This window comes from Campylobacter sp. RM10537, assembly GCF_022369435.1.
GTDB classification, from domain to species: domain Bacteria; phylum Campylobacterota; class Campylobacteria; order Campylobacterales; family Campylobacteraceae; genus Campylobacter_D; species Campylobacter_D molothri.
Genome location: NZ_CP059597.1, coordinates 326,694 through 347,625 on the forward strand (window position 1 = coordinate 326,694; position 20,932 = coordinate 347,625).

Sequence of the window (20,932 nt, forward strand, 5' to 3'; positions counted from 1 at the left end):
AATATAATTACATAAAATTATTTTTTAAAGGAGCAAAGTTTGCTTAGATTTATAGCATTTTTTTTAACATTAAATCTTACTTTATTTGCTGCAAATTTCAATTTAAAGCCTATTAAAACTGAGCTTTTAAAAGTAGATGATATTTATGGTTATATCAAAGATAGTTCAGAAATTCAAATCAGTTCTAGTGGAGTTGTACTGCAGCAATTTAAAAATTCTAAAAGTATTATCGCTAGAGTAAATGTGATTGCTAAAGAAAATGGCCTTGCAAAATTAGAATTTAGTGTTTTTTCAGATTTAAAGCAAAAAGCTTTACCTTTACCAAATGTTTTACCTCAAATTGGCGATGAGGTAATTTTAAATTTTCTTTATGATAGAGGGATGATTATCGCTCCAGATGAAAAAACTTATAATGATTTAGCATCAGATTTTCCTCAAATTTATTTTACTCATATAGATATTTTTGGAGCACAATTAATTAGAAGCTCTACCGTTGCTCCAAAACGTAGTGATTTTAGAAAATTTTGTGCAGATAATGCAGTAGGTATTTTAATTTTTGCTTTAGAAGATAAAGCTAAAATTATTGATTGTCAAAATTTCAATGAACTTTATGCAATTCCTATTAAAAAAGCATCTAGTGTACAAATTCCTTTTTATTCTCGTGTAGATGGTTATAGAACTAATTTTTTTGATTTTAATGCACAAAAAATAAATGATTATTACCAGTATTATAATGCTTTAATTGATTTTTCTAAGGTTTTAGCAGATTAATGAGAGAAGAATTTAAGCAATATTTTATCAAACTTTTAGGTAATGAAAATGCTTATTTTGATCAAATGCATAAAATTGCTTATAGTTATGATGCAACTAAAAATCATTATTTACCTGATGGTGTGCTTTTTCCAAAGAATGAAGAAGATATTTCTAATATTCTAAAATTTTGTAATGATAAGGGTATTATCATTGTCCCACGTGGTGCTGGAACAGGTATGAGTGGAGGTTCTTTGGCTGTTAATGGCGGTTTAATTTTGGCTTTTGAAAAGCATATGAATAAAATTTTAGAAATTGATCTAGATAATTTAGTTGCTATTGTTCAACCAGGTGTTATTAATATGCACTTACAAAAAGAAGTTGCCAAATATGGACTTTTTTATCCACCAGATCCTGCTAGTATGGAGCATTCAAGTTTGGGAGGTAATGTAAGTGAGAATGCTGGTGGAATGCGTGCAACAAAATATGGAATTACAAAAGATTATGTTTTAGCCCTAAGAGCAGTTTTGCCTAATGGAGAAATAATTTCTGCAGGTAAACGGACTGTAAAAGATGTTGCAGGTTATAACTTAGCTGGAATTTTAATTGCTAGCGAAGGTTCTTTGGCGGTTTTTAGTGAGTTAACATTAAAATTGATCGCTTTGCCTAAGTTTAAAAAGACAGCTATGGGAATTTTTTCAAGTGTAAAAAGTGCTATGAATGCTGTTTTTAAAACTTTAGCAAGTGGTGTTACTCCTACTTCAATGGAATTTTTAGATAATCTTAGTATTTTAGCGGTAGAACATAAATTTAATACAGGTTTGCCTATAAATGCTGGAGCGATTTTAATTGTTGAGGTGGATGGAAATCTTCAAGAATCTATTGATGAAGATTTAAAAATTATAAAACATTATTTTTTAGAAGAAAATGCAAGTGAATTTAAGATTGCCAAGAGTGAAAAAGAGGCTAAAGATATATGGTTTGCTAGGAGAAATTGCTCTCAAAGCATTGCTATGTATGGAAATTTAAAATTAAATGAAGATATCACTGTTCCAAGGTCAAAACTTCCTGATTTGTTAGAAGGAATTAATGAAATTTCAAAAAAATATGGTTTTAAAATCCCTTGTTTTGGTCATGCAGGTGATGGTAATGTCCATACTAATGTTATGATTAAAGATAAAAATGATCAAGATCAGGTTAAAAAAGGACATTTAGCCGTAGAAGAGATTTTTAAACTTACGATTAAATTAGGTGGGACTTTAAGTGGGGAGCATGGTATAGGAATTTCAAAGGCATCATTTATGAATTTGGCATTTTCTAATGCTGAAATGAATTTGATGAGAAATATAAAAAAGGCTTTTGATCCAAATAATATACTCAATCCTTTTAAAATGGGACTTTAGAGGAGTTAAATTTTGAAAAGATTTTTTAATATTTTACTTAGTATTCGTGATAAAGAAATTTTAAATTATGCTGCTGCTCTTAGTTTTTATACCATACTCTCTTTAATACCAATTTTATTTATATGTTTTTCTGTTTTTACTCAAATTTCAAGTTTTAAAATATATTATGAAAAAGCTAAACGTGTTATTTTTGCTTTTTTAATCCCTGCTCAGCAGGATATCGTAGCTACTTATTTGGATACTTTTTTAAAAAATAGTGTTAATTTGGGTATAGTAGGTCTTATAGCAATGACTTTTACTTCTTTAGCCTTCTTTTCCGGTTATGATTTTGTTATTAATCGTATAACTAAAAGCGAACCAAAAGGAATTTGGCAAAGTATTAGTTCTTATTGGACTTTATTAACTCTCATTCCTTTAGGGCTTGGACTTAGTTTTTATATTTCTGGTTTTATTCAGCAAACTTTGGATAATTATAAAATAGGATTTAATTTTTTTGAAATTTTACCTTTTGTAATTGTTTGGGGTTTATTTTTTATATCTTATTCAAGTTCTGTTCATAAAAGTTCTTTGAAAAGTTTATTTATTGTATCTTTTAGTGCGAGTGCTATTTGGTATATTGGAAAGAATTTATTTGTTTATTATGTGGTTTATAATAAAACTTATGCAAGTGTTTATGGATCATTTTCTACTATACTTTTTTTCTTTATTTGGATTTATATTTCTTGGATTATTTATCTTTTTGGACTTAAGATTTATTTCTTTTTAAATCATAATGATAATGAAGGGAAGAAGATTAGAAAAAATACAAAAAAGAGCTAATAATTTAAAACGAATCGATAAAAGCGAAGCTATAATATAGCTTATAAAGATCCAAAGTGGAATTTGAACATTGCTTGCATACAATTTAAAATCAAAAAATTCTTTTAATACAGCATCAAATATATTACCAAAGTTAATAAAATGTAAAACTAGAGTCAAAGGATAAAATATTACAAAAATAGCACTTAAAAATATAGATAGAAATTGTTGAAAGCTAATTAATGGAAAAAAATAAATAACAGGTAAAGTCATAGCAAGGAAAGTCCATATATTTAAGAAAAGCACATTAAAAAAAGTATTAAAAGATTTTGAAAAATGGTGTAAATATAAAAAAATATAAAAAACTCCCATAATAGAAAATAAGAATCCTATGCTAAATAAAAGTTTAGGAAAGCAACAAATGCAAATAAAAACGCTTGTAAAAAGTGTAATAAAATTAAGAACTTTAATATTTTTACAAATAAGATAAAATCCAAAAATGGCCATAACTAGAGAACGTATATAAGAAGGAACAAGGCCAATAAGACAAGTGTATAAAAAAAGTAAAATAAAAATTAAAATACTTAAATCAAAGCGCAAATTTCTATAGGGGAAATATTTTTTTTGAAAAAAGCTATAAATTGGAGCTATAATAAAAAATATTAAACTAAAAATAAGACCAATATGATATCCACTAATGGCTATTAAATGAGCAATTCCATAATGATTGACATCATTTCTTAGATCTTTAGATATAGGCAATGCAAAAAATAACGCACCATAAAATTCACGAATTTTTTCATTTTTATGTTGATTTAAAAAATAAGAAATAACAGCGTTATTCTCTTTTATTCCCAATTTTTCAAGATCGTAACTAGGTGCATAAAAAATTTGGCTAAGATAATCTTTAAAATTAATATTTTCGGTAATGATTTTTAAATTTAAAAGTTGGTTATTGCTTAAATTTAAATCTTTAAAGCTTGTTGTATAAAAAACAAAATCTTTTGTTTGTATTTTTAAAATCCAATATTTTTTATTCTTTTTATTATATTTTATATAATTTTGCAAGAGAATAGCATTTTCTATAAAATAGTGTTTATTTTTTTTAAACAATGAAAAATTGTAGTATTGTAAAATTATATTAAAAATAAAAATGATGATTCCAAATAAAAATATATAGCGAAATTCTTTAAAATTATTAAAAAAAGAATTTCGACAAAGCATTATTTTTTAGAAAATTTAGTCAAATAAAACCAAATAATTCCAACTAATATCAGTAAAAAAAGAGGAGCAATATAAGGATATTCCCCTAATTGGGTAAAGATTTTTTCAATAATATGGCCAAAAATATAAGCTGCTAAACCTAAGATAATCGACCAGATTAAACTCGCAAAAGCGTTAATGAGTGAAAATTTTACAAAATTGTATTTTGCTATTCCAGCTGCTATAGGTATGAAAGTTTTTAATCCGTAAATAAATTTTTGTACGATAAGTAAAATAATACCATATTGTTTAATTTTCATTGTTGCTAATGCGAGTTTTCGTCGATGATTTTTAAAATAGGGCATTATATCTTTTTTATAATATTTTCCAAGTATAAATAATAAAGTAGATCCTAAGGTATTTCCAAAAAAAGCTAAAAAAATACATAAGCTAATTTCCATTTTTCCTTGAGAACAAAGTATTCCAGCGGCTAAAATTCCAACCATACCACCGCCTAAAGAATAAAAAAATAGGACTATATAACCATATTGAATTAAGGTATTAACCATATCTTGCACTATAAGTCCTTATCTAGCATATTCTATAGATCTTAATTCCCGTATGACATTAACTTTAATTTCTCCAGGATATTGCATTTTTTCTTGAATTTCATTAGCAATTTCTTTGGCTAATAGAACACTTTCATCATCATTAATTAATCTCGCATTAGCAATGACGCGAATTTCTCTACCTGCATTAATAGCATAAGCATTTTTAATTCCTTCTTTGCTTTTAGCAATATCTTCTAATTCTGTTACTCTTTTTAGGAAAGCTTCTAAAACTTCTCGTCTTGCACCTGGTCTTGCTGCGCTTAAAGTATCAGCAGCACATACAGCAGCAGCTTCAATACTTGTTGCTTCTTCATGTCCATGATGAGCATAAATAGCATTAATTACAGCAGGGTGTTCTTGATAACGTTTGCAAAGTTCACCACCTAAATCAACATGTGAGCCTTCATAATCATGTGTTAAAGCCTTTCCAATATCATGTAAAATTCCAGCTCTTCTAGCTAAATTTTCATCACCCCCGCATTCAGCTGCAATGATTCCTGCTAGGTGAGCTACTTCTAAAGAATGTGCCAAGGCATTTTGCCCATAACTTGCACGATATTTGAGTTTGCCAATTAATTTAACAATTTCTGGATGAACTTTACTTAGGCCCAAATCCATAACTATAGTTTGACCTTCTTCTAAAATAGCGTTATCAAATTCTTGACATACCTTATCATAAACCTCTTCTATGCGCGCAGGTTGAATTCTTCCATCTTGGACAAGCAATTCTATTACCTTTGTTGCAATTGCACGACGATAAAGATTAAAACAACTTACTATAATGGCTCCTGGTGTATCATCGATAATAATATCAACTCCTAAAACCATTTCTAAAGTTTTTACATTGCGTCCTTCTTTGCCTATAATACGCCCTTTTAACTCATCACTTTTAATATTAATCACATTAATAAGTCTTTCAGCGGCGAATTCTCCTGCAAAACGAGAAGTTGCTTGAGCTAGGATATAATTAGCTCTTCGCTTAGCCTCATTTTTAGCTTCTTCTTCGTATTTTCTCACTATATGTGCGATTTGACTTCTTGAGGTTTCTTCAACTTTTTTTAAAATAATTTCACGTGCTTCATCTTGAGTTAATCCAGCAGAGCATTCTAAAATATTAAGTAGATTATGAAGTTTTGATTCATATTGAGCTTTTACTTTTTCAGCATCTAAATACAAATCTTGAATTTGTCTTTTAGTATGAGTGAGTTTTTCTTCATTTTCTTTGTTTTTTTCTTCTTGAATTTGAAGTTTTTGTTCTTTTTTAGATAACTCATCAAATTTATGATTATAATCTCTTTGAATTTTGTGAATTTTATCTTCATATTTTTTCTTTGCCTCAAGTTCTGCATTAAGTATAGAATTTTTAGCATCTTTAAGAGTAAGCTCAGCTTCGTGTTCTATAGCTCTTGCCCTTGCTTTAGCTTGCTCAACAAAAATTTCATATTTAGCATCGTTGATTTTTTTAACAATTAGGTATCCTATTGCGATGCCTATTATAGCGGATACAAATGCGATTATTAACTCTATCATTTTTGTTTTCTTTCCTGTAATATTTTCTATAAGGATTGATATAAAATTCACCCATAATATCATGATTTTGAGTGATTTTTTTCTCACTCAAAGCATGAATACTTTGAGTAAAAATTATATTAGGTTTATAATGTAAATTTGCAAAAAATCTATCATAAAAACCTTGCCCATGTCCTATTCTTTTTAAATTCTTATCTATTCCAATAACTGGGACAATAGCTAGATCAATTTTAGTCTCTAAAAAGGAATTCATAGGCTCTAATATTCCAAACCTTTTTTTAATAAAAGGTAGCCTTAATTTTACAATTTTTAAACTTTTATCTTGCATAAATGGAACAAAAAGTATACATTTTTTACTGAGTAAATGACGAAATTTAACCAAATTAGGTTCATAGGCTAAAGGAATAAAAATAAGAATTTTCTTTGCTTTTAATTTTTTAATAATATAAAAGCATTCTTTAAATATTTGAAAATCTTGTTTAAAATGTAAATTTGGATATTTTTTTAATTTAGTTTTTTGTAAAGCTCTAAAATGGATTTTTTGCATCACATGCCTTTTTAAAAACTTATTATCTTAGTTGTGTTATAATTTTACCATTTTTTAAATGAGAATAAGGAAATAATAGACTATGAAAAAAATATTTTTATTAACTTTAATAATTTGTTTTTTTATAGCTTGTAGCAATGATAAACAAGGAAATAAAGATGAAAATACAAGTTCAAATATAGAGGCAAGTTTAGAACAAGGAGAAGATTTAAATTTTGATATTCATCTTATCAATGGGACTTCGATTTTAGTTGAAAAAAATAATAAAAAAATTACTTTTGATACTGATAAAGCGACTTTATTTGTTTTTTTTACCACTTGGTGCACTCCTTGTCTTGCAGAAATTCCTTCTTTAAATAATCTTCAAAATAAATATAAAGATGAAGTTAATATTATAGGTGTTTTATTAGAAGATAAAGGTGATGAAGATATTAAAGCCTTTAAAGATAAACATAAGATTATATATGAAATAGCTAATGGAGAAAATAATTATCTTTTAGCAAAATCATTAGGCGGTGTTAATGGAATTCCTACTATGTTTTTATATGATAAATATTCTAAATTAGTTAATGAGTATTTAGGTCTTATTCCTCAAGAGATGCTAGAAATTGATATTCAAAAGGCTATATTCTAATGTTTGATTTTATAAAGAAAGGACTTACAAAAACTCTTGAAGGGATTATTGGTGTTAAGGGTGATAATAAGAAGATAACTAAAGAATTACTTGAGGAAATTTTATTAGAATCTGATGTAAGCTATGAAATTGTTGAGGAAATTATTTATTACTTGCCGCCTAGTAATGACGTTAAAAAAGAAGATTTAAAACGTGTTATGAGTTCTTATTTTCTTTACGATAAGCCTGAAATTTTAGATTCTAAACCTTTTGTAGAATTGATTTTAGGGGTTAATGGAGCAGGAAAAACAACAACTATTGCTAAACTTGCCTATCTTTATAAAAATAGACAAAAAAAAATAATATTAGGCGCTTGTGATACTTTTAGAGCAGGTGCCATTGAACAATTGCGTCTTTGGTCTGAAAAAATTGGGGTAGATATTGTACTTACAAGTCAAGGACACGATCCTTCAGCAGTCGCATTTGATACAATTAGTAAAGCAAAGGCTAAAAATTTTGATCAGGTTATTATAGATACCGCTGGTCGTTTACAAAATCAAAAAAATTTAGCTAATGAACTTGAAAAGATTGTGAGAATTTCAAATAAAGCTTTAGAGGGAGCTCCACATAGAAAAATTTTAGTTCTTGATGGTACTCAAGGTAATGCAGGAATTTTACAAGCTAAGGCTTTTAATGAAATTATTAAACTTGATGGAGTGATTATTACTAAATTGGATGGTACAGCTAAGGGTGGATCACTTTTAGGTATAGCAAGAGAGCTTGAGCTTCCTATTTTATATATAGGAGTGGGTGAAAAAATGGAAGATTTGATTGAATTTAATCCAGATAATTTTTTAGATATTTTATTAGAGGGCGTTTTTGAGTAAATGGCTAAAAATAAAGTGCTTTTTGAATGTCAAGCTTGCGGAAATCAACAAAGTAAATGGTTGGGAAAATGTCCAGAATGTGGATCTTGGGATAGTTTTGTAGAATTAAAATCAGAACAAATTCAAGTTTTAAGAGAAATTGCTAAAACAAGTTCAAAATCTAGTGAAGCTGTGTGTATTGAAGATGTAGAGCTTGAATATTTTTCAAGATCAAGCACAGGAGATGACGAGCTCGATTTGGTTTTGGGTGGAGGATTAGTTGAGGGTTCTTTAATTCTTATTGGTGGAAGTCCTGGTGTAGGTAAATCAACTCTTTTATTAAAAATTGCTTCAAATTTAGCCAAAAGAGGTAAAAAAGTTCTTTATGTTAGCGGAGAAGAAAGTAAGGCGCAAATTAAATTAAGAGCAGATAGACTTGAAGCAAATACATCTGATTTATTTTTATTAACTGAATTATGCCTTGAAAATATTTTAGAGGAATTACATAAAAAAGATTATGAAATTTTAATTATTGATTCCATACAAACTTTATATTCTAATAAAATTTCTTCCGCAGCCGGAAGTATTACTCAAGTACGCGAGATTACTTTCGAGCTTATGAGGGTAAGCAAAGCTTTTAATATAAGCACTTTTATTATAGGACATATTACCAAAGAAGGAGCTATAGCAGGTCCTAGGGTGTTAGAGCATATGGTAGATGTGGTTCTTTATTTTGAAGGAGATGCAACAAAAGAAATTAGACTTTTAAGAGGTTTTAAAAATCGTTTTGGTGGGACAAGCGAAGTAGGAATTTTTGAAATGACTCCTAAAGGTTTAATAAGTGCTAAAAATTTAGCTAATCGTTTTTTTACTCGAGGAAAGGCTATTTCAGGAAGTGCCTTAGGTGTAGTGATGGAGGGTTCTCGTGCTTTGGTTTTAGAGGTGCAAGCTTTGGTTTGCGAAAGCGCTTATCCAAAACGTAGTGCTACAGGTTATGAAAAAAACCGTCTTGATATGCTTTTAGCATTACTTGAAAGAAAACTTGAAATTCCATTAGGGCATTATGATGTATTTGTGAATATTAGCGGTGGAGTTAAAGTGAATGAAACTGCAGCTGATTTGGCTGTAGTAGCGGCTATAATTTCAAGTTTTAAAAACCGTCCTTTAAGTAAAGATAGTGTTTTTATTGGAGAGCTTAGTTTAAATGGTGAAATTAGAGAGGTTTTTAGTCTTGATATTCGTTTAAAAGAAGCCAAAATGCAAAAATTTAAAAATGCTATTATTCCTTCAAAACCTATTGAAGATGTGGGTTTAAAATGTTTTGTGGCTAAAGAACTTAGTCAAGTTTTAGAATGGATGTGAGATATTTCATTGATATAAAAATCAAAATTAAGAAATATAAAATAAAAGTACTTAAATCAATAAAATTTTGATCCATTGATATAAAAGAATAGATTTTTGCAAAAGCTTAAAAATATAGCTACTAGAAGTTTTTGTAGATAAAAATCATAATAGTATTAAAGAAAAGTCAATATAAATGAAGAGGTAAAATGATTTTTTAGTAAAAGAGCTTTGGGACATTTTTATAAAAGCATCTTTTTGTTTAGTTTTTAAATTTAGGTTAACAAATTTTTAAATATAGGTAAAGTAAAATAATCTCATTTATTAAGTAATATTTTAGAACTAAATAAAAATATAGAGCTAATTATGAGATATGATATTTATAATATAAGATTTGTACTTAATGATAAAGCAGATTATACAGTATATTTAAAAGTTTTAAATGAAATTAAGAAAGAATGGAGATTTTAAGACACATGAAATATAGAATTAGATAATCTAATAATAGTTCTAAAGCACATGATTTATAGTAAAATTAATAGTTTTTTGCTCATTATTTTAATAAAATTTTAGTTTTTAATTCTTAGCGATGAAAGGAAAATGATATAGAATTTGGTTTAATTTATTTTTTTATCTTAAAAAAATCTTAAAAAATAAAAATCTGAATTATTTATTTTAAGCTTTCATAATATTTAAAAAAAGAATTTAAAATTTTAATTTGAAGTGGTGGATTTAGCAGGACTCGAACCTGCGACCAACCGGTTATGAGCCGGTTGCTCTAACCAACTGAGCTATAAATCCATTTTAAAAGCGAGAATTATAACTTATTTTTGCTTAAAAATATTTTATTTATCTATCCAAAAATATCTGAATGTAATAAGATGTTGCAGTATTCCAAAAAAAATCATAAAAATAGTAAAAGAGCTTCCGCCATAACTAAAAAAAGGTAAGGGAATTCCAACAACTGGAGCAAAACCTATAGTCATGGAAATATTTACTGCAACATAAATAAAAATAAACAAGGCGACGCAATTAACCACTACTCGGGTAAAATAATCATTTTTAAGCTTATTGTTAAGACTTAAAAGATGAAAAATAAGTAAAACATATAATAAGATTAAAACCAATCCACCTAAAAATCCAAATCTCTCCACTAAATAGGCAAAAATAAAATCACTTGTAGATATAGGTAAAAAATTAAAATGTGTTTGAGTAGCTTCATCTTCTGATTTACCAGTAAGCCCCCCATTACCTATGGCTATCATTGATTGGGCAACTTGATAGCTTGGTTTTTCTGCTATAAAATCATGAATTCTTTGTTTTTGGTAAGGTTTTAAAAAATGTGTATAGATTATAGGTGAGCTAATACCTATAGCTATAATAATACTTAACCAAATTTTGTAATGAACTCCTATAATAAAAAGCACTCCAAAGCCGACAATTAATAGTACAGTCGCACTTCCTAAATCTGGTTCTTTTGCTATCAATAAAAAAGGTAAAATAATAAAAAAACTAATTTTTAAAAATTCTTTGAGTCTGTAGCCATTATGTGGTGGTGGATTTTGATAAATTAAATAAGCAAGCATTAGAATAAAACTTGGTTTAAAAATTTCTGAAGGTTGTATTGTAAATTGCGTAAAAGGAATCTCTAGCCATCTTTTTGCCCCTAATTTTTCAACTCCAAAAATATCAACACTTAAAAGTAAAAAAATATTTATAAAATAGGCTATAGGAATAAGCCAAATTAGCTTTCGAATAGGAATAAAGAAAAAAATAAAAAAAGCAAGTGTGCCAACACAAGTATAAACGAATTGTTTTTCTGCTAGTAAAGCATGGGCCTCAAAAATTAAAAAAAAGGAAAGAAGTATAATAGGTGTGAATAATATAGGCTGCATATAATCAAAATGTGTTAATATTCTTCTATCCAGTATAAACAAAATTTGCCTTTTTAAATTATAATATTAAAAATGAGAATTATAAGATAAGATTTTAAATTTAATGAGATAATTTTAGGAAAAATGCAAACTTTTTTAGTAGATGAAAATTTAAGATTGGATATTTTTTTAGCAAAAATATTAAAACAAAGTCGTAATCAAGTAGCATCGCTTATAGAAAAAAAATGCGTTAAAGTTAATGATAAAATTCAAAATAAAAATTCATTTAAATTAAAAATTGGTGATGAAATTTCTGTAGAATTTCCTCCTTTAGAATGTAAAGAAAAATCGTCTTTTGATATTAATTTTGATATAGAAATTTTGTATGAAGATGATGATTTACTTATCTTAAATAAACCTCCAAATTTAGTAGTGCATGGAGCAAATAGCGTTAAAAGTTTGACTTTAGTAGACTGGTTGCTTGCAAAAAATTATACTTTATCTAATTTGGGTGGAGAAATTCGAGCAGGACTTGTTCATAGGCTAGATAAAGATACAAGTGGCGCTATACTTATAGCTAAAAACAATTTTACACATCAAAAACTTAGTGAACAATTAAGCGATAAAACAATGGGAAGAATTTATTTAGCATTAATTGATTTGTCACTAAAAGAAGATAAAATTATAATCGAAAAATCTTTGGCTAGATCTCAAACAAATGCTATCAAAAAAATAGCAGTAAGTGATAAGACCAAAGGGAGTAAATATGCTAAAAGTGCTTTTATTAATTTGATGAGCAATGGGGATATTAATTTAATAGCAGCTAAACTTTTTACAGGTAGAACACATCAAATAAGAGCACATTTAGCAAGCATAAATCGTCATATTTTAGGTGATAAACTGTATGGTTATAGAGGAAAATATGAAGGTAGGGTGATGCTTCATGCTTATTTTTTATATTTTACTCATCCTAAAAAAAAGAAAACTATTTTTATTAAAGCTCCCTTAATGGGAGATTTTAAAGAAATTTTAAAGAATAAATTTATTTTAGGAGAGATTGATGAAAAAATTTCACTTGAGTCTTTGCTTAAGCATTTTAATTCTTTTATTTAACGCTTGTAGTGTTTCACAGGTTTCAAATACTGAATCTAGTAAAGAAGTATTGATTAATGAAAGTTTACCTAAGATGGACAATATTAAAACTCTTAGCGATATGAGTAATATAGCTTTTGAATGGGAACCTTTGTATGATGATAATATACAAGGTTTTTATTTATATCGTTGTAGTGATGAAGATGCTCAATTTAAGCTCATAGCAACTATCAAAGACAAATTTCAAACTCATTATGTAGATACCAATCTTAAGCCTAATACAAAATATTATTATAAAATGAGAAGTTTTGATAATCAAGGACATCCTTCAGAAGATGGAAAAATTTTTGAAGTAAGCACTATGCCAAGACTTGAGGCTATTCCTTATGTTCAAGCTATAACTAATTTACCAAATCGTATTAAATTAATTTGGCGTCCTCATCCTGATTTGAGGGTAAATTCTTATATTATTGAAAGATCAAAAAGCAATGAAGACAATTTTAAAAAAATAGCCGAGGTTCAAAATCGTTTAAGTGCAGAGTACATAGATAAAGATCTAAAACCAAATGAAAATTTTAATTATCAAATTATTGCTGTAAGTTTTGATGGAATTAAAAGCGAACCAAGTCAAGTATTGAATTCCACAAGTAAAGCTTTGCCACCAGAGGTGCAGAATTTAAATGCTAGTTCAGATGCTTCTAATAAAATAATTTTAACATGGGATGCGCCTAATTATAAAGATTTTTCTTATTATAAAGTTTATTCTACAAGTTCAAGTTTTCTTCCTTATACTCTTATTGCTAAAACAGATAAAAATTCTTATGAAGATTTGGTTGAGGGTTCAGATAAAACTAAATATTATAAAGTAACCATGGTTGATGTAGATGGATTAGAAGGTCCTATGCCAAAAAATGGAGTTGAAGGAAAAACTTTAGGCATTCCTTCTTCGCCAAGTATTATTTTAGCTCAAAGTACACCAGAAGGAATTAATCTTGAATGGGTTGATGGGGATTCTAGGGCTGTAGAATATGAAGTTAGGCGTTATGGTGGAGAGCAAAATGCTATTTTTAAAGGTATTAAAGAGAAAAAATTAAAAGATATCAAGGCCTTGCCAGGGGTAGAATATAGCTATGAAGTTATTGCAATTGATTCTGCTGGATTGCGTTCAGAACCTTCAAAAAGAGTTAAGGCGGCGCAGTAGTGCCAAATTTTAAAGTTAAAAAAATTAAAGAATTGATTCTACCTTTTAAAAAAGATGAGGTAGAATTAGAGTGGATGGCTGAAAATAATAATGTTATTTTAATATATACTAAAGTAAATGAAGAAAGTTTCTTTTTGCAAATTAAAAAAGAAGAAAATTATTTTATTATTAAGGGTGATAAGCATACTAAACCTTCTAAAATAGCTTATTTGCAAAAATCTTTACAAGTTTTTAAGGACTATTTTTGCAATAGTGAAGATATTGTTAGTGAGGCTTTTGCATTTAAACATAATGCATTAATTGAAAAAACTTCTTTAATTGCGTTTGACTTTGATCAGCTATTATCAAAGATTAAAGGAAGAATTTATATTGAGATAGGTTTTGGATCAGGTAGACATTTACTTTATCAAGCTCAAAATAATCCAGATGTTTTAATAATAGGGGTTGAAATTTATAATCCAGCTATTACTCAAGTGGCTAAATTAGCTAAGAGTCAAAATTTAAGTAATATTATATTAATACAAAGTGATGCTAGGCTTTTGCTTAGCGCACTTAAGTCAAATTCTGTGGAAAAAATTTTTTTACATTTTCCAGTCCCTTGGGATAAAAAACCACATAGACGAGTTATTGCAAAAAATTTTTGTTTAGAATGCGCTAGAGTTTTAGGAAAAAATGGGAGATTTGAACTTAGAACGGATAGTTATGAATATTTTGATTTTACGCTCAAACAATTTTTAAATTTCAACACTCCAAAATTTAGCCTTAAAAAAAATGAAAAACTTGAAATTTCTAGTAAATATGAGGATAGATGGAAAAGACAAAATAAAGATATTTTTGATCTTTGGGTATGGAATTTAGATAGAGTTTGTAGTGAATCAAATTTAGATGATTTTAATTTTTCTGATATTACATTTGATACAAACGATTTAATTTTTTTGGAGAAAAATTTTAAAAATTTTACCCTAAAAGGAGATGATTATTTTTTACATTTTGAAAATTTGTATCAAGCAAAGCGAGGCTTGATTTTTAAAATAGCTTTTGGTGCTTTTAATAAACCTGAACATTGTTATATTTGTGTAAATAATAAAATAGAATTTTTATTCAAAAAGCCTTTTAAGATTAAAGAGAATTTAAAGGCAATGGAAAAATTAAAAAAGGTGCTTAAATTTCATTTTGATATTGCTTGATTTTCTTGAAATTTAAGCAAAAACAAAGCATAATTAAAAAATTTGAAAATTGAAGAGGAATAAAAATGCCCAATTTAATTCAAGCAAATAAACTTTCTTTAGGCTATGATGAATTGGTTATTAAAGAAGCGAGTTTTACTTTTAAGGATGATGATTTTGTTTTTATTACAGGAAAAAGTGGAAGTGGAAAAAGTACACTTTTAAAATCTTTTTATGGAGATTTAGAACTTCTTTCAGGACAACTTCAAGTTTGTGGTTCTTCGATGAAAAAAATTGGAAATTTGGATCTTTTAAAATTACGCCAGAGAATAGGTATTATTTTTCAAGATTATAGACTTATACAAGAATATACAGTTGAAAAAAATGTTATGCTTCCTTTAATGATTAAAGGGTATAGTAAAAAAGTTTGTCAAGATCAAGCAAATAAACTTTTAAAACATGTTAATTTAACTTTTAAAGCTGACAAATTGCCCAATCAATTAAGTGGGGGTGAACAACAACGCGTAGCTATGGCTAGAGCTTTAGCACACAATCCTAAACTTTTATTGTGCGATGAGCCTACGGGAAATTTGGATGAATATTCTTCGGATATTATTTGGACACTTTTAAAATCAGCTAGAGAACTTTTAGGAACTTGTGTAGTTGTAGTTACTCATAGAATACCAGTTAATTTGAGATTAAATTATCGTCGGTTTAACATAGAGAATGGAACAATGAATGAAATTTTTTAGAACGCATTTATCTTTAATTTTACCTTTGCTTTTTATGATGTTTGCATTTGAATTTATTTTGCTTACCAATTCAACTCTAAAATACTATGAAGAATTAGCAAATAAAGATTATAACATTATAGTTGTAAGCTCTAATGAGCTTGATAAAAATATTATTAAAACCAAAATTTCCTCTTTTTCTAGTTTGGAAATTTTAGATCCAAAAAATTTAATTGAACGTTTAAAAAATGATATTTCAGATAAAAATTTAAAAGCATTAAAAAATTCTTTGCCTAAATTTTATAGCATAAAACTAAATCATTTACCTACTCAAAATGAACTTGATGTGATTAAAAATCAACTTTTAAGTATTTCAGGTATTACTAAGATTGAAACTTTTGCTAAAACGCATGATAAGGTTTATTCTTTACTCGTTTTAATGAAATTTGTATTTTGGTTATTTTTAATTATTATTATTGTTCTTTCTTTTGTTTTATTTTTAAAACAGATGAGAATTTGGCTTTTTGAACATACAGAACGTGTAGAAATTATGTGTCTTTTTGGAGCACCATTTTGGTTTAGATCTTTTATGCTTTATAAGATTGTATTTATGGATTGTTTGATCGCTTTTGTTATTTTATTAATATTTTTTACTCAAATTTATGATCTTGAAATTATTCAAAATCATTTAAAAGCTGTGGATATTATATTGCCTCCAATTAATTTTGTTTTACAGCTTAGTCTGATTTTCTTAGCTACTTTATTTGCATGTTTATTATTTGTAAATTCTGTGATGTTTAGGGTTAAAAAATGATAAAAAAGATTTTTTTTATCATTTTGTTTCTTTTTTTAGCTTATGCGCAAATTTATGCAAATGCTTTAAATGAGAAAGCAAAAAATTTAGAAGAAAATAAACGCATACAACAGCAATTAAATAAAAAACTTGAAGATTTAGCAAGCGATATATTAAATGGAGAAAAAACTTTAAAAGATTTAAGTTTTCAAATTCAAACACTTAATTCTCAAACTGCAAAACTTGAAGAAAGCGCAAAAGCCCAATATAAAGAGCTTAATTTGCTGACAACTCAAAATGGTGATCTTTTAAAAAGTAGAGCGAGCATGGAGGGAAAATTAATTGCTTTAATGGCAAAAGATTTTGCTTATGATTTACCCATACCTCAAGGTTATGTTGAAGGTAAAGAAAGTTTTATAGCTTTTGAAATTTTAGGAAAATTAGATAAAGTTTTAAGTAATGAGATTTTTAAACTTTCTAAAGATTATGAAGATGTTAGCAAATTAATTGATGATAAACAAGCACAAATTCAAAAAATTAATGATAATTTAAAAGTTTATAATGCACAAATTGTCAAACTTCAAGATTTAAGAAAAAAGCAAGTTGATGAAATTAATAGGCAAAAAACAGATCGTGCGATTTATGTTAAAAAACTTGAAGATTTACAAGCTCAACAAGATGAATTAAGAAAAACTCTTGATCAATTAAGAATAATACAAAGAAAACAAGCAGAAAAAGAACAAGAAAAATCATCGATTGACAATTCAAAAATTGCGAATAATGATCAAAAAATTCGTCAACTTGGTTCAAGTTATCAAGGTGGTGCAATCAAACGCTACACAGGAAAAAAAACGATAGCGCCTTTGGATTCTTTTACTGTTAAGCAAAAATTTGGAAATTATATCGATCCAATCTATAATATTAAAATTTTTAACGAAAGTGTTGTTTTAAAAAGCAAAAAATCTGATGCTGTGGTTAAAAATGTTTTAAACGGTAAAGTGGTTTTTGCAAAAGATACAAGTATGTTGGCACGTGTTGTTATTGTAGAGCATGATGATGGAATTCATACGATTTATGCACATCTTGATAAAATAGCTCCAAATATTAAAGTAGGAAAAAATATTAAAAAAGGCGCCATAGTGGGTAGAATTAAAAATGATTTAACTTTTGAGGTTACTCAAAAAAATTTTCATATCAATCCTTTAGAATTAATCAGCCTAAATTAGCTTATTTTAATTCACTTTAAACTATAATTTCACGGATTAAGGAGAGATTATGCAGGATAAAAAAAGAGTTTTAGTAAAATTTTCAGGCGAAGCTTTAGCTGGAGAGAATGGCTTTGGAATTGAAAATTCTATCTTAAAATTTATCGCCAATGAGATTAAAGAATTAGTAAAAAATGATATAGAAGTAGGTATAGTAATAGGTGGTGGAAATATTATTAGAGGTGTTTCTGTAGCTAAAGGAGGACTCATTAAGCGTACTAGTGGAGATCATATGGGTATGCTTGCTACTGTAATCAATGCTATTGCAATTCAAGAAGCTCTTGAGAGTTCTGGACTTGATGTTAGGGTTCAAAGTGCAATACAAATGGAAGCATTTTGTGAAACTTATATTATGAGAAGAGCTCATAGACATTTAGAAAAAGGTCGAGTAGTTATTTTTGCTGCTGGAACTGGAAATCCTTATTTTACAACAGATACTACGGCTATTTTAAGAGCTGTGGAAATTAATGCACATATGGTTATAAAAGCAACAAAAGTTAATGGTGTTTATGATAAAGATCCAAATAAATTTAATGATGCAGTATTTTTGCAAACTTTAACTTATGATGAAGCTATGCAGGATAATATTAAAGTTATGGATGATACAGCTATTGCTCTAGCTAAAGATAATTCTTTACCAATAGTAGTTTGCAATATGTTTGAAGAAGGCAATTTGTTAAAAATTATACAGGGTGATACAAGTCTTTGTTCCATAGTTAAAAATCAATAAAAGGAGAAAATAAATGGATTGTAGAATAGAAGAGATAGCAGCAAAAGCTTTAAGAAAAATGGGAGATGATCGCTATCGTTTGTCTTTAGTGGTAGCAAAAAGAGCAGAGCAATTAGCTGATGGAGCCACACCTTTAGTTGATATTGATAAAAATAAATTAAAATTTGCTGATATTGCTTTATTTGAAATAGCAGAAGATAAAATTACTTTAGAGGGTTTAGGTGAGACCGATCGATGAGGATTTATTATTAGAAAAACTCATTGATGATGTTAAAAATTGCAAGGATTTAACAAGAGCAAAAGAGCTTCTTTTTTGCATTTGTGAAAGCGATTCTACTTTAGAGAAAGCAGTAGAATATTGTATATTTTATCATGAAGGACAGACGAGAAAAAGCGGCGAACCTTATGCTATACATCCTATTTTAGTAGCTACCTTAGTAGGGTTTTTAAGTGATAATAAAGCTGCTATTTTGGCTGCTCTTTTGCATGATGTTATTGAAGATACAGAATGTACAGAAGAAGAACTAAATAAAGCCTTTGGACATGATGTTTTAAAATTAGTTTTAGGATTAACTAAAATAATAGAAATTAGAGAAGATAATCTCATTTCTTCTAAATCAAAAAAAAATTTAACTAAATCTGCTTTAACATTTAGAAATATGCTTTTGGCCAGTACTCAAGACGTAGGTGTTTTAATTGTTAAGCTTTGTGATAGATTACATAATATGTTAACCTTAGATGCCTTAAGAGAAGATAAACAAAAAAGAATTAGTGAAGAAACTTTGGTTGTTTATGCTCCTATAGCTCATAGACTGGGTATTTCTAGTATTAAAAATTATTTAGAGGATCTAAGTTTTAAATATTTGATGCCTGATGAATATAATATAATAGATAATTATATAAATTCTAATGATCAGCAAATGCAATTAGGACTTAATGAATTCATTTCAAAAATAGAAATTTTATTTTTAAGCAATGGTTTTAGGCAAGGAAGTTTTAAAATTCAAAAGCGTATTAAGCATAGCTATTCTATTTATCTTAAAATGCAAAGAAAAGGCATAGGTATAGAAGAAGTGCTTGATTTATTAGGTGTAAGAATTTTAGTTGAAAAGGTAAGCGATTGTTATTTAGCTTTGGGAATTTTGCATACAAATTTTAATCCTTTAATTTCCCGTTTTAAAGATTATATAGCTTTACCAAAACAGAATGGATATCAAACGATACATACAACACTTTTTGATACAAAAAATATTATTGAAGCACAAATTAGAACTTTTGATATGCATAAAATCGCAGAATTTGGAATCGCTGCTCATTGGAAATATAAAGAAGATGGTAGTGTTGTTGCACCAAATTTAGATTGGTTGACCGATATTTCAATACAAAGTGCCAATAATCCTCAAAATGCTGAAGATTATAATGCTATTGAGCTTTATGAATATGCTAAAGATAGCCTTTATGTAGAAGATATAGCTGTATATTCTCCAAAAGGAGAAATTTTTACTTTACCTAGAGGCGCTACAGTTCTTGATTTTGCCTATGAAGTGCATACTAAAATTGGACTTCATGCAAAAAGTGCTTATGTTAATCGCATTAGAGTTCCTTTACTTACAGAATTAAAAAACGGAGATATTGTTCGCGTTGTTACTAGCGAAGATAAATTTTATCGTTGTTCTTGGATTGATAGTGTTAAAACAGGAAAAGCAAAAGCTAGTATTAGAGAATTTTGTAAGCAAAAAATAAGAGAAATTAATCTTGCAAGCGCTATTAATATGCTTAGTTTTGTTTTTAGTGTAGATAAAAATAAAATAGAAGCTTGGATAGAAAAAGAAAATTTAGGAAGACGCATACGAGAAGTAGCTAATGATAATATCTATTTTAAAGATATTGTTAATGGGCTTAAAAAATATGCAAAAAAATCTTATTGGTTTGATAAATATGAAATTCAAGAATATAATATAGGAAATTTTTTAATTTACTCCAATCATAAGATAGCAAATGTAGATTTTGACTATTGTTGCCATCCTAAAAGAGGCGATGCAGTAGTTGCTTTTGTAGAGGGTGGAAACGCTATAGTGCATCATAAGCTTTGTGATAGAGCGGAAAAAATGATAGAAAAAAAAAGAGATATGGTTTTTATAAAATGGGATTCTAATATACCGAAATCTTATAAACTTATTTTTTCTTTGGAAAATAAAAAAGGGGTTTTAGCAGAGTTTTTGGCAGTTTTAGCTAAAATGCAAATTAATTTATTAACAATCAATTTAGCAAAAGATATAAATTCAACTGTGGATTATTTTGAAATAACAATGGAAATACCAGAAAATATAAATCCTGATAGTGTTCGTGAGAGATTAAAAATTCATTGTAAAATCTTAGATTTTGTATCTTTAAATGATGCCTATAAAGAAAGTTAAA

General features: G+C 27.7%; 20 protein-coding genes and 1 tRNA gene. 15 read left to right on the forward strand and 6 right to left on the reverse strand.

Annotated features, from left to right (window positions below; translation table 11 throughout):
- Positions 1–39: 39 nt before the first annotated feature.
- From CMOL_RS01700 to CMOL_RS01710, 3 genes are read left to right on the forward strand one after another with little or no spacing between them, the layout of a single operon-like run.
- Positions 40–771 (forward strand): plasminogen-binding N-terminal domain-containing protein, encoded by a 732-nt coding sequence (locus tag CMOL_RS01700; RefSeq protein WP_239820478.1) that lies wholly within the window; start codon positions 40–42, stop codon positions 769–771.
- Positions 771–2,153: an FAD-linked oxidase C-terminal domain-containing protein gene (locus CMOL_RS01705; protein ID WP_239820479.1), complete on the forward strand. Its 1,383-nt coding sequence runs from the start codon at positions 771–773 to the stop codon at positions 2,151–2,153. The genes CMOL_RS01700 and CMOL_RS01705 overlap by 1 nt, the downstream gene beginning before the upstream one ends.
- A 12-nt stretch (positions 2,154–2,165) precedes the next feature.
- Positions 2,166–2,972 (forward strand): YihY/virulence factor BrkB family protein, encoded by an 807-nt coding sequence (locus tag CMOL_RS01710; RefSeq protein WP_200280289.1) that lies wholly within the window; start codon positions 2,166–2,168, stop codon positions 2,970–2,972.
- Here CMOL_RS01710 and CMOL_RS01715 read toward each other — a convergent pair.
- From CMOL_RS01715 to CMOL_RS01730, 4 genes are read right to left on the reverse strand one after another with little or no spacing between them, the layout of a single operon-like run.
- Positions 2,916–4,175, reverse strand: coding sequence for a ComEC/Rec2 family competence protein (locus CMOL_RS01715; RefSeq protein WP_239820480.1), 1,260 nt, complete (start codon positions 4,173–4,175; stop codon positions 2,916–2,918). The two genes, CMOL_RS01710 and CMOL_RS01715, sit on opposite strands and share 57 nt — an antisense overlap.
- The gene (locus CMOL_RS01720; protein ID WP_200282772.1) at positions 4,175–4,732 is read right to left on the reverse strand and encodes a DedA family protein; all 558 of its coding nucleotides are present in this window, start codon (positions 4,730–4,732) and stop codon (positions 4,175–4,177) included. The genes CMOL_RS01715 and CMOL_RS01720 overlap by 1 nt, the downstream gene beginning before the upstream one ends.
- 9 nt (positions 4,733–4,741) lie before the next feature.
- Positions 4,742–6,295: a ribonuclease Y gene (gene rny, locus CMOL_RS01725; protein WP_239820481.1), complete on the reverse strand. Its 1,554-nt coding sequence runs from the start codon at positions 6,293–6,295 to the stop codon at positions 4,742–4,744.
- Positions 6,228–6,842, reverse strand: a complete 615-nt coding sequence (locus tag CMOL_RS01730; RefSeq protein ID WP_200282766.1) for a 5-formyltetrahydrofolate cyclo-ligase — start codon at positions 6,840–6,842, stop codon at positions 6,228–6,230. The genes rny and CMOL_RS01730 overlap by 68 nt, the downstream gene beginning before the upstream one ends.
- 82 nt (positions 6,843–6,924) lie before the next feature.
- On the opposite strand from CMOL_RS01730, the gene CMOL_RS01735 reads away from it, so the two are divergent.
- The 3 genes from CMOL_RS01735 to radA are packed head-to-tail and all read left to right on the forward strand — an operon-like array spanning position 6,925 to position 9,683.
- Positions 6,925–7,476, forward strand: coding sequence for a TlpA family protein disulfide reductase (locus tag CMOL_RS01735; protein ID WP_200282763.1), 552 nt, complete (start codon positions 6,925–6,927; stop codon positions 7,474–7,476).
- The gene (ftsY, locus tag CMOL_RS01740; protein ID WP_239820482.1) at positions 7,476–8,342 is read left to right on the forward strand and encodes a signal recognition particle-docking protein FtsY; all 867 of its coding nucleotides are present in this window, start codon (positions 7,476–7,478) and stop codon (positions 8,340–8,342) included. Before CMOL_RS01735 ends, ftsY begins: the two co-directional genes overlap by 1 nt.
- Complete coding sequence (gene radA / locus CMOL_RS01745) at positions 8,343–9,683, forward strand: DNA repair protein RadA (protein WP_239820483.1); 1,341 nt, start codon at positions 8,343–8,345, stop codon at positions 9,681–9,683.
- A gap of 703 nt (positions 9,684–10,386) precedes the next feature.
- On the opposite strand, the gene CMOL_RS01750 is transcribed toward radA, so the two are convergent.
- A tRNA-Ile gene (locus CMOL_RS01750) sits at positions 10,387–10,463 on the reverse strand.
- A 44-nt stretch (positions 10,464–10,507) separates the two neighbouring features.
- Complete coding sequence (locus CMOL_RS01755) at positions 10,508–11,599, reverse strand: FtsW/RodA/SpoVE family cell cycle protein (RefSeq protein WP_239820484.1); 1,092 nt, start codon at positions 11,597–11,599, stop codon at positions 10,508–10,510.
- Positions 11,600–11,680: 81 nt separating this feature from the next.
- Between CMOL_RS01755 and CMOL_RS01760 the strand changes: the two genes are divergently transcribed.
- The 9 genes from CMOL_RS01760 to CMOL_RS01800 all read left to right on the forward strand — a co-directional run bounded on the left by CMOL_RS01760 (position 11,681) and on the right by CMOL_RS01800 (position 20,931).
- Positions 11,681–12,649: an RluA family pseudouridine synthase gene (locus tag CMOL_RS01760; protein WP_200282751.1), complete on the forward strand. Its 969-nt coding sequence runs from the start codon at positions 11,681–11,683 to the stop codon at positions 12,647–12,649.
- Positions 12,594–13,829, forward strand: coding sequence for a fibronectin type III domain-containing protein (locus tag CMOL_RS01765; protein WP_239820485.1), 1,236 nt, complete (start codon positions 12,594–12,596; stop codon positions 13,827–13,829). The genes CMOL_RS01760 and CMOL_RS01765 overlap by 56 nt, the downstream gene beginning before the upstream one ends.
- Positions 13,829–15,016 (forward strand): tRNA (guanosine(46)-N7)-methyltransferase TrmB, encoded by a 1,188-nt coding sequence (trmB, locus tag CMOL_RS01770; RefSeq protein ID WP_239820486.1) that lies wholly within the window; start codon positions 13,829–13,831, stop codon positions 15,014–15,016. The genes CMOL_RS01765 and trmB overlap by 1 nt, the downstream gene beginning before the upstream one ends.
- Before the next feature lie 65 nt (positions 15,017–15,081).
- Entirely contained in the window at positions 15,082–15,747 is a 666-nt protein-coding gene (locus CMOL_RS01775) for a cell division ATP-binding protein FtsE (protein WP_137624383.1), read from the forward strand.
- On the forward strand, positions 15,734–16,540 hold the full coding sequence (locus CMOL_RS01780; RefSeq protein WP_200282744.1) for an FtsX-like permease family protein: 807 nt from the start codon (positions 15,734–15,736) through the stop codon (positions 16,538–16,540). Before CMOL_RS01775 ends, CMOL_RS01780 begins: the two co-directional genes overlap by 14 nt.
- Complete coding sequence (locus CMOL_RS01785; protein WP_200282742.1) at positions 16,537–17,745, forward strand: murein hydrolase activator EnvC family protein; 1,209 nt, start codon at positions 16,537–16,539, stop codon at positions 17,743–17,745. The genes CMOL_RS01780 and CMOL_RS01785 overlap by 4 nt, the downstream gene beginning before the upstream one ends.
- 49 nt (positions 17,746–17,794) lie before the next feature.
- Positions 17,795–18,514 carry a UMP kinase gene (pyrH, locus tag CMOL_RS01790; RefSeq protein WP_200282740.1) on the forward strand — a complete coding sequence of 240 codons (720 nt, stop codon included), beginning with the start codon at positions 17,795–17,797 and terminating at the stop codon, positions 18,512–18,514.
- A 13-nt stretch (positions 18,515–18,527) separates the two neighbouring features.
- Positions 18,528–18,752: a DNA-directed RNA polymerase subunit omega gene (locus CMOL_RS01795; RefSeq protein ID WP_200282738.1), complete on the forward strand. Its 225-nt coding sequence runs from the start codon at positions 18,528–18,530 to the stop codon at positions 18,750–18,752.
- Positions 18,736–20,931, forward strand: coding sequence for a RelA/SpoT family protein (locus CMOL_RS01800; RefSeq protein ID WP_200282736.1), 2,196 nt, complete (start codon positions 18,736–18,738; stop codon positions 20,929–20,931). Before CMOL_RS01795 ends, CMOL_RS01800 begins: the two co-directional genes overlap by 17 nt.
- The last annotated feature ends 1 nt before the right edge of the window (position 20,932 follow it).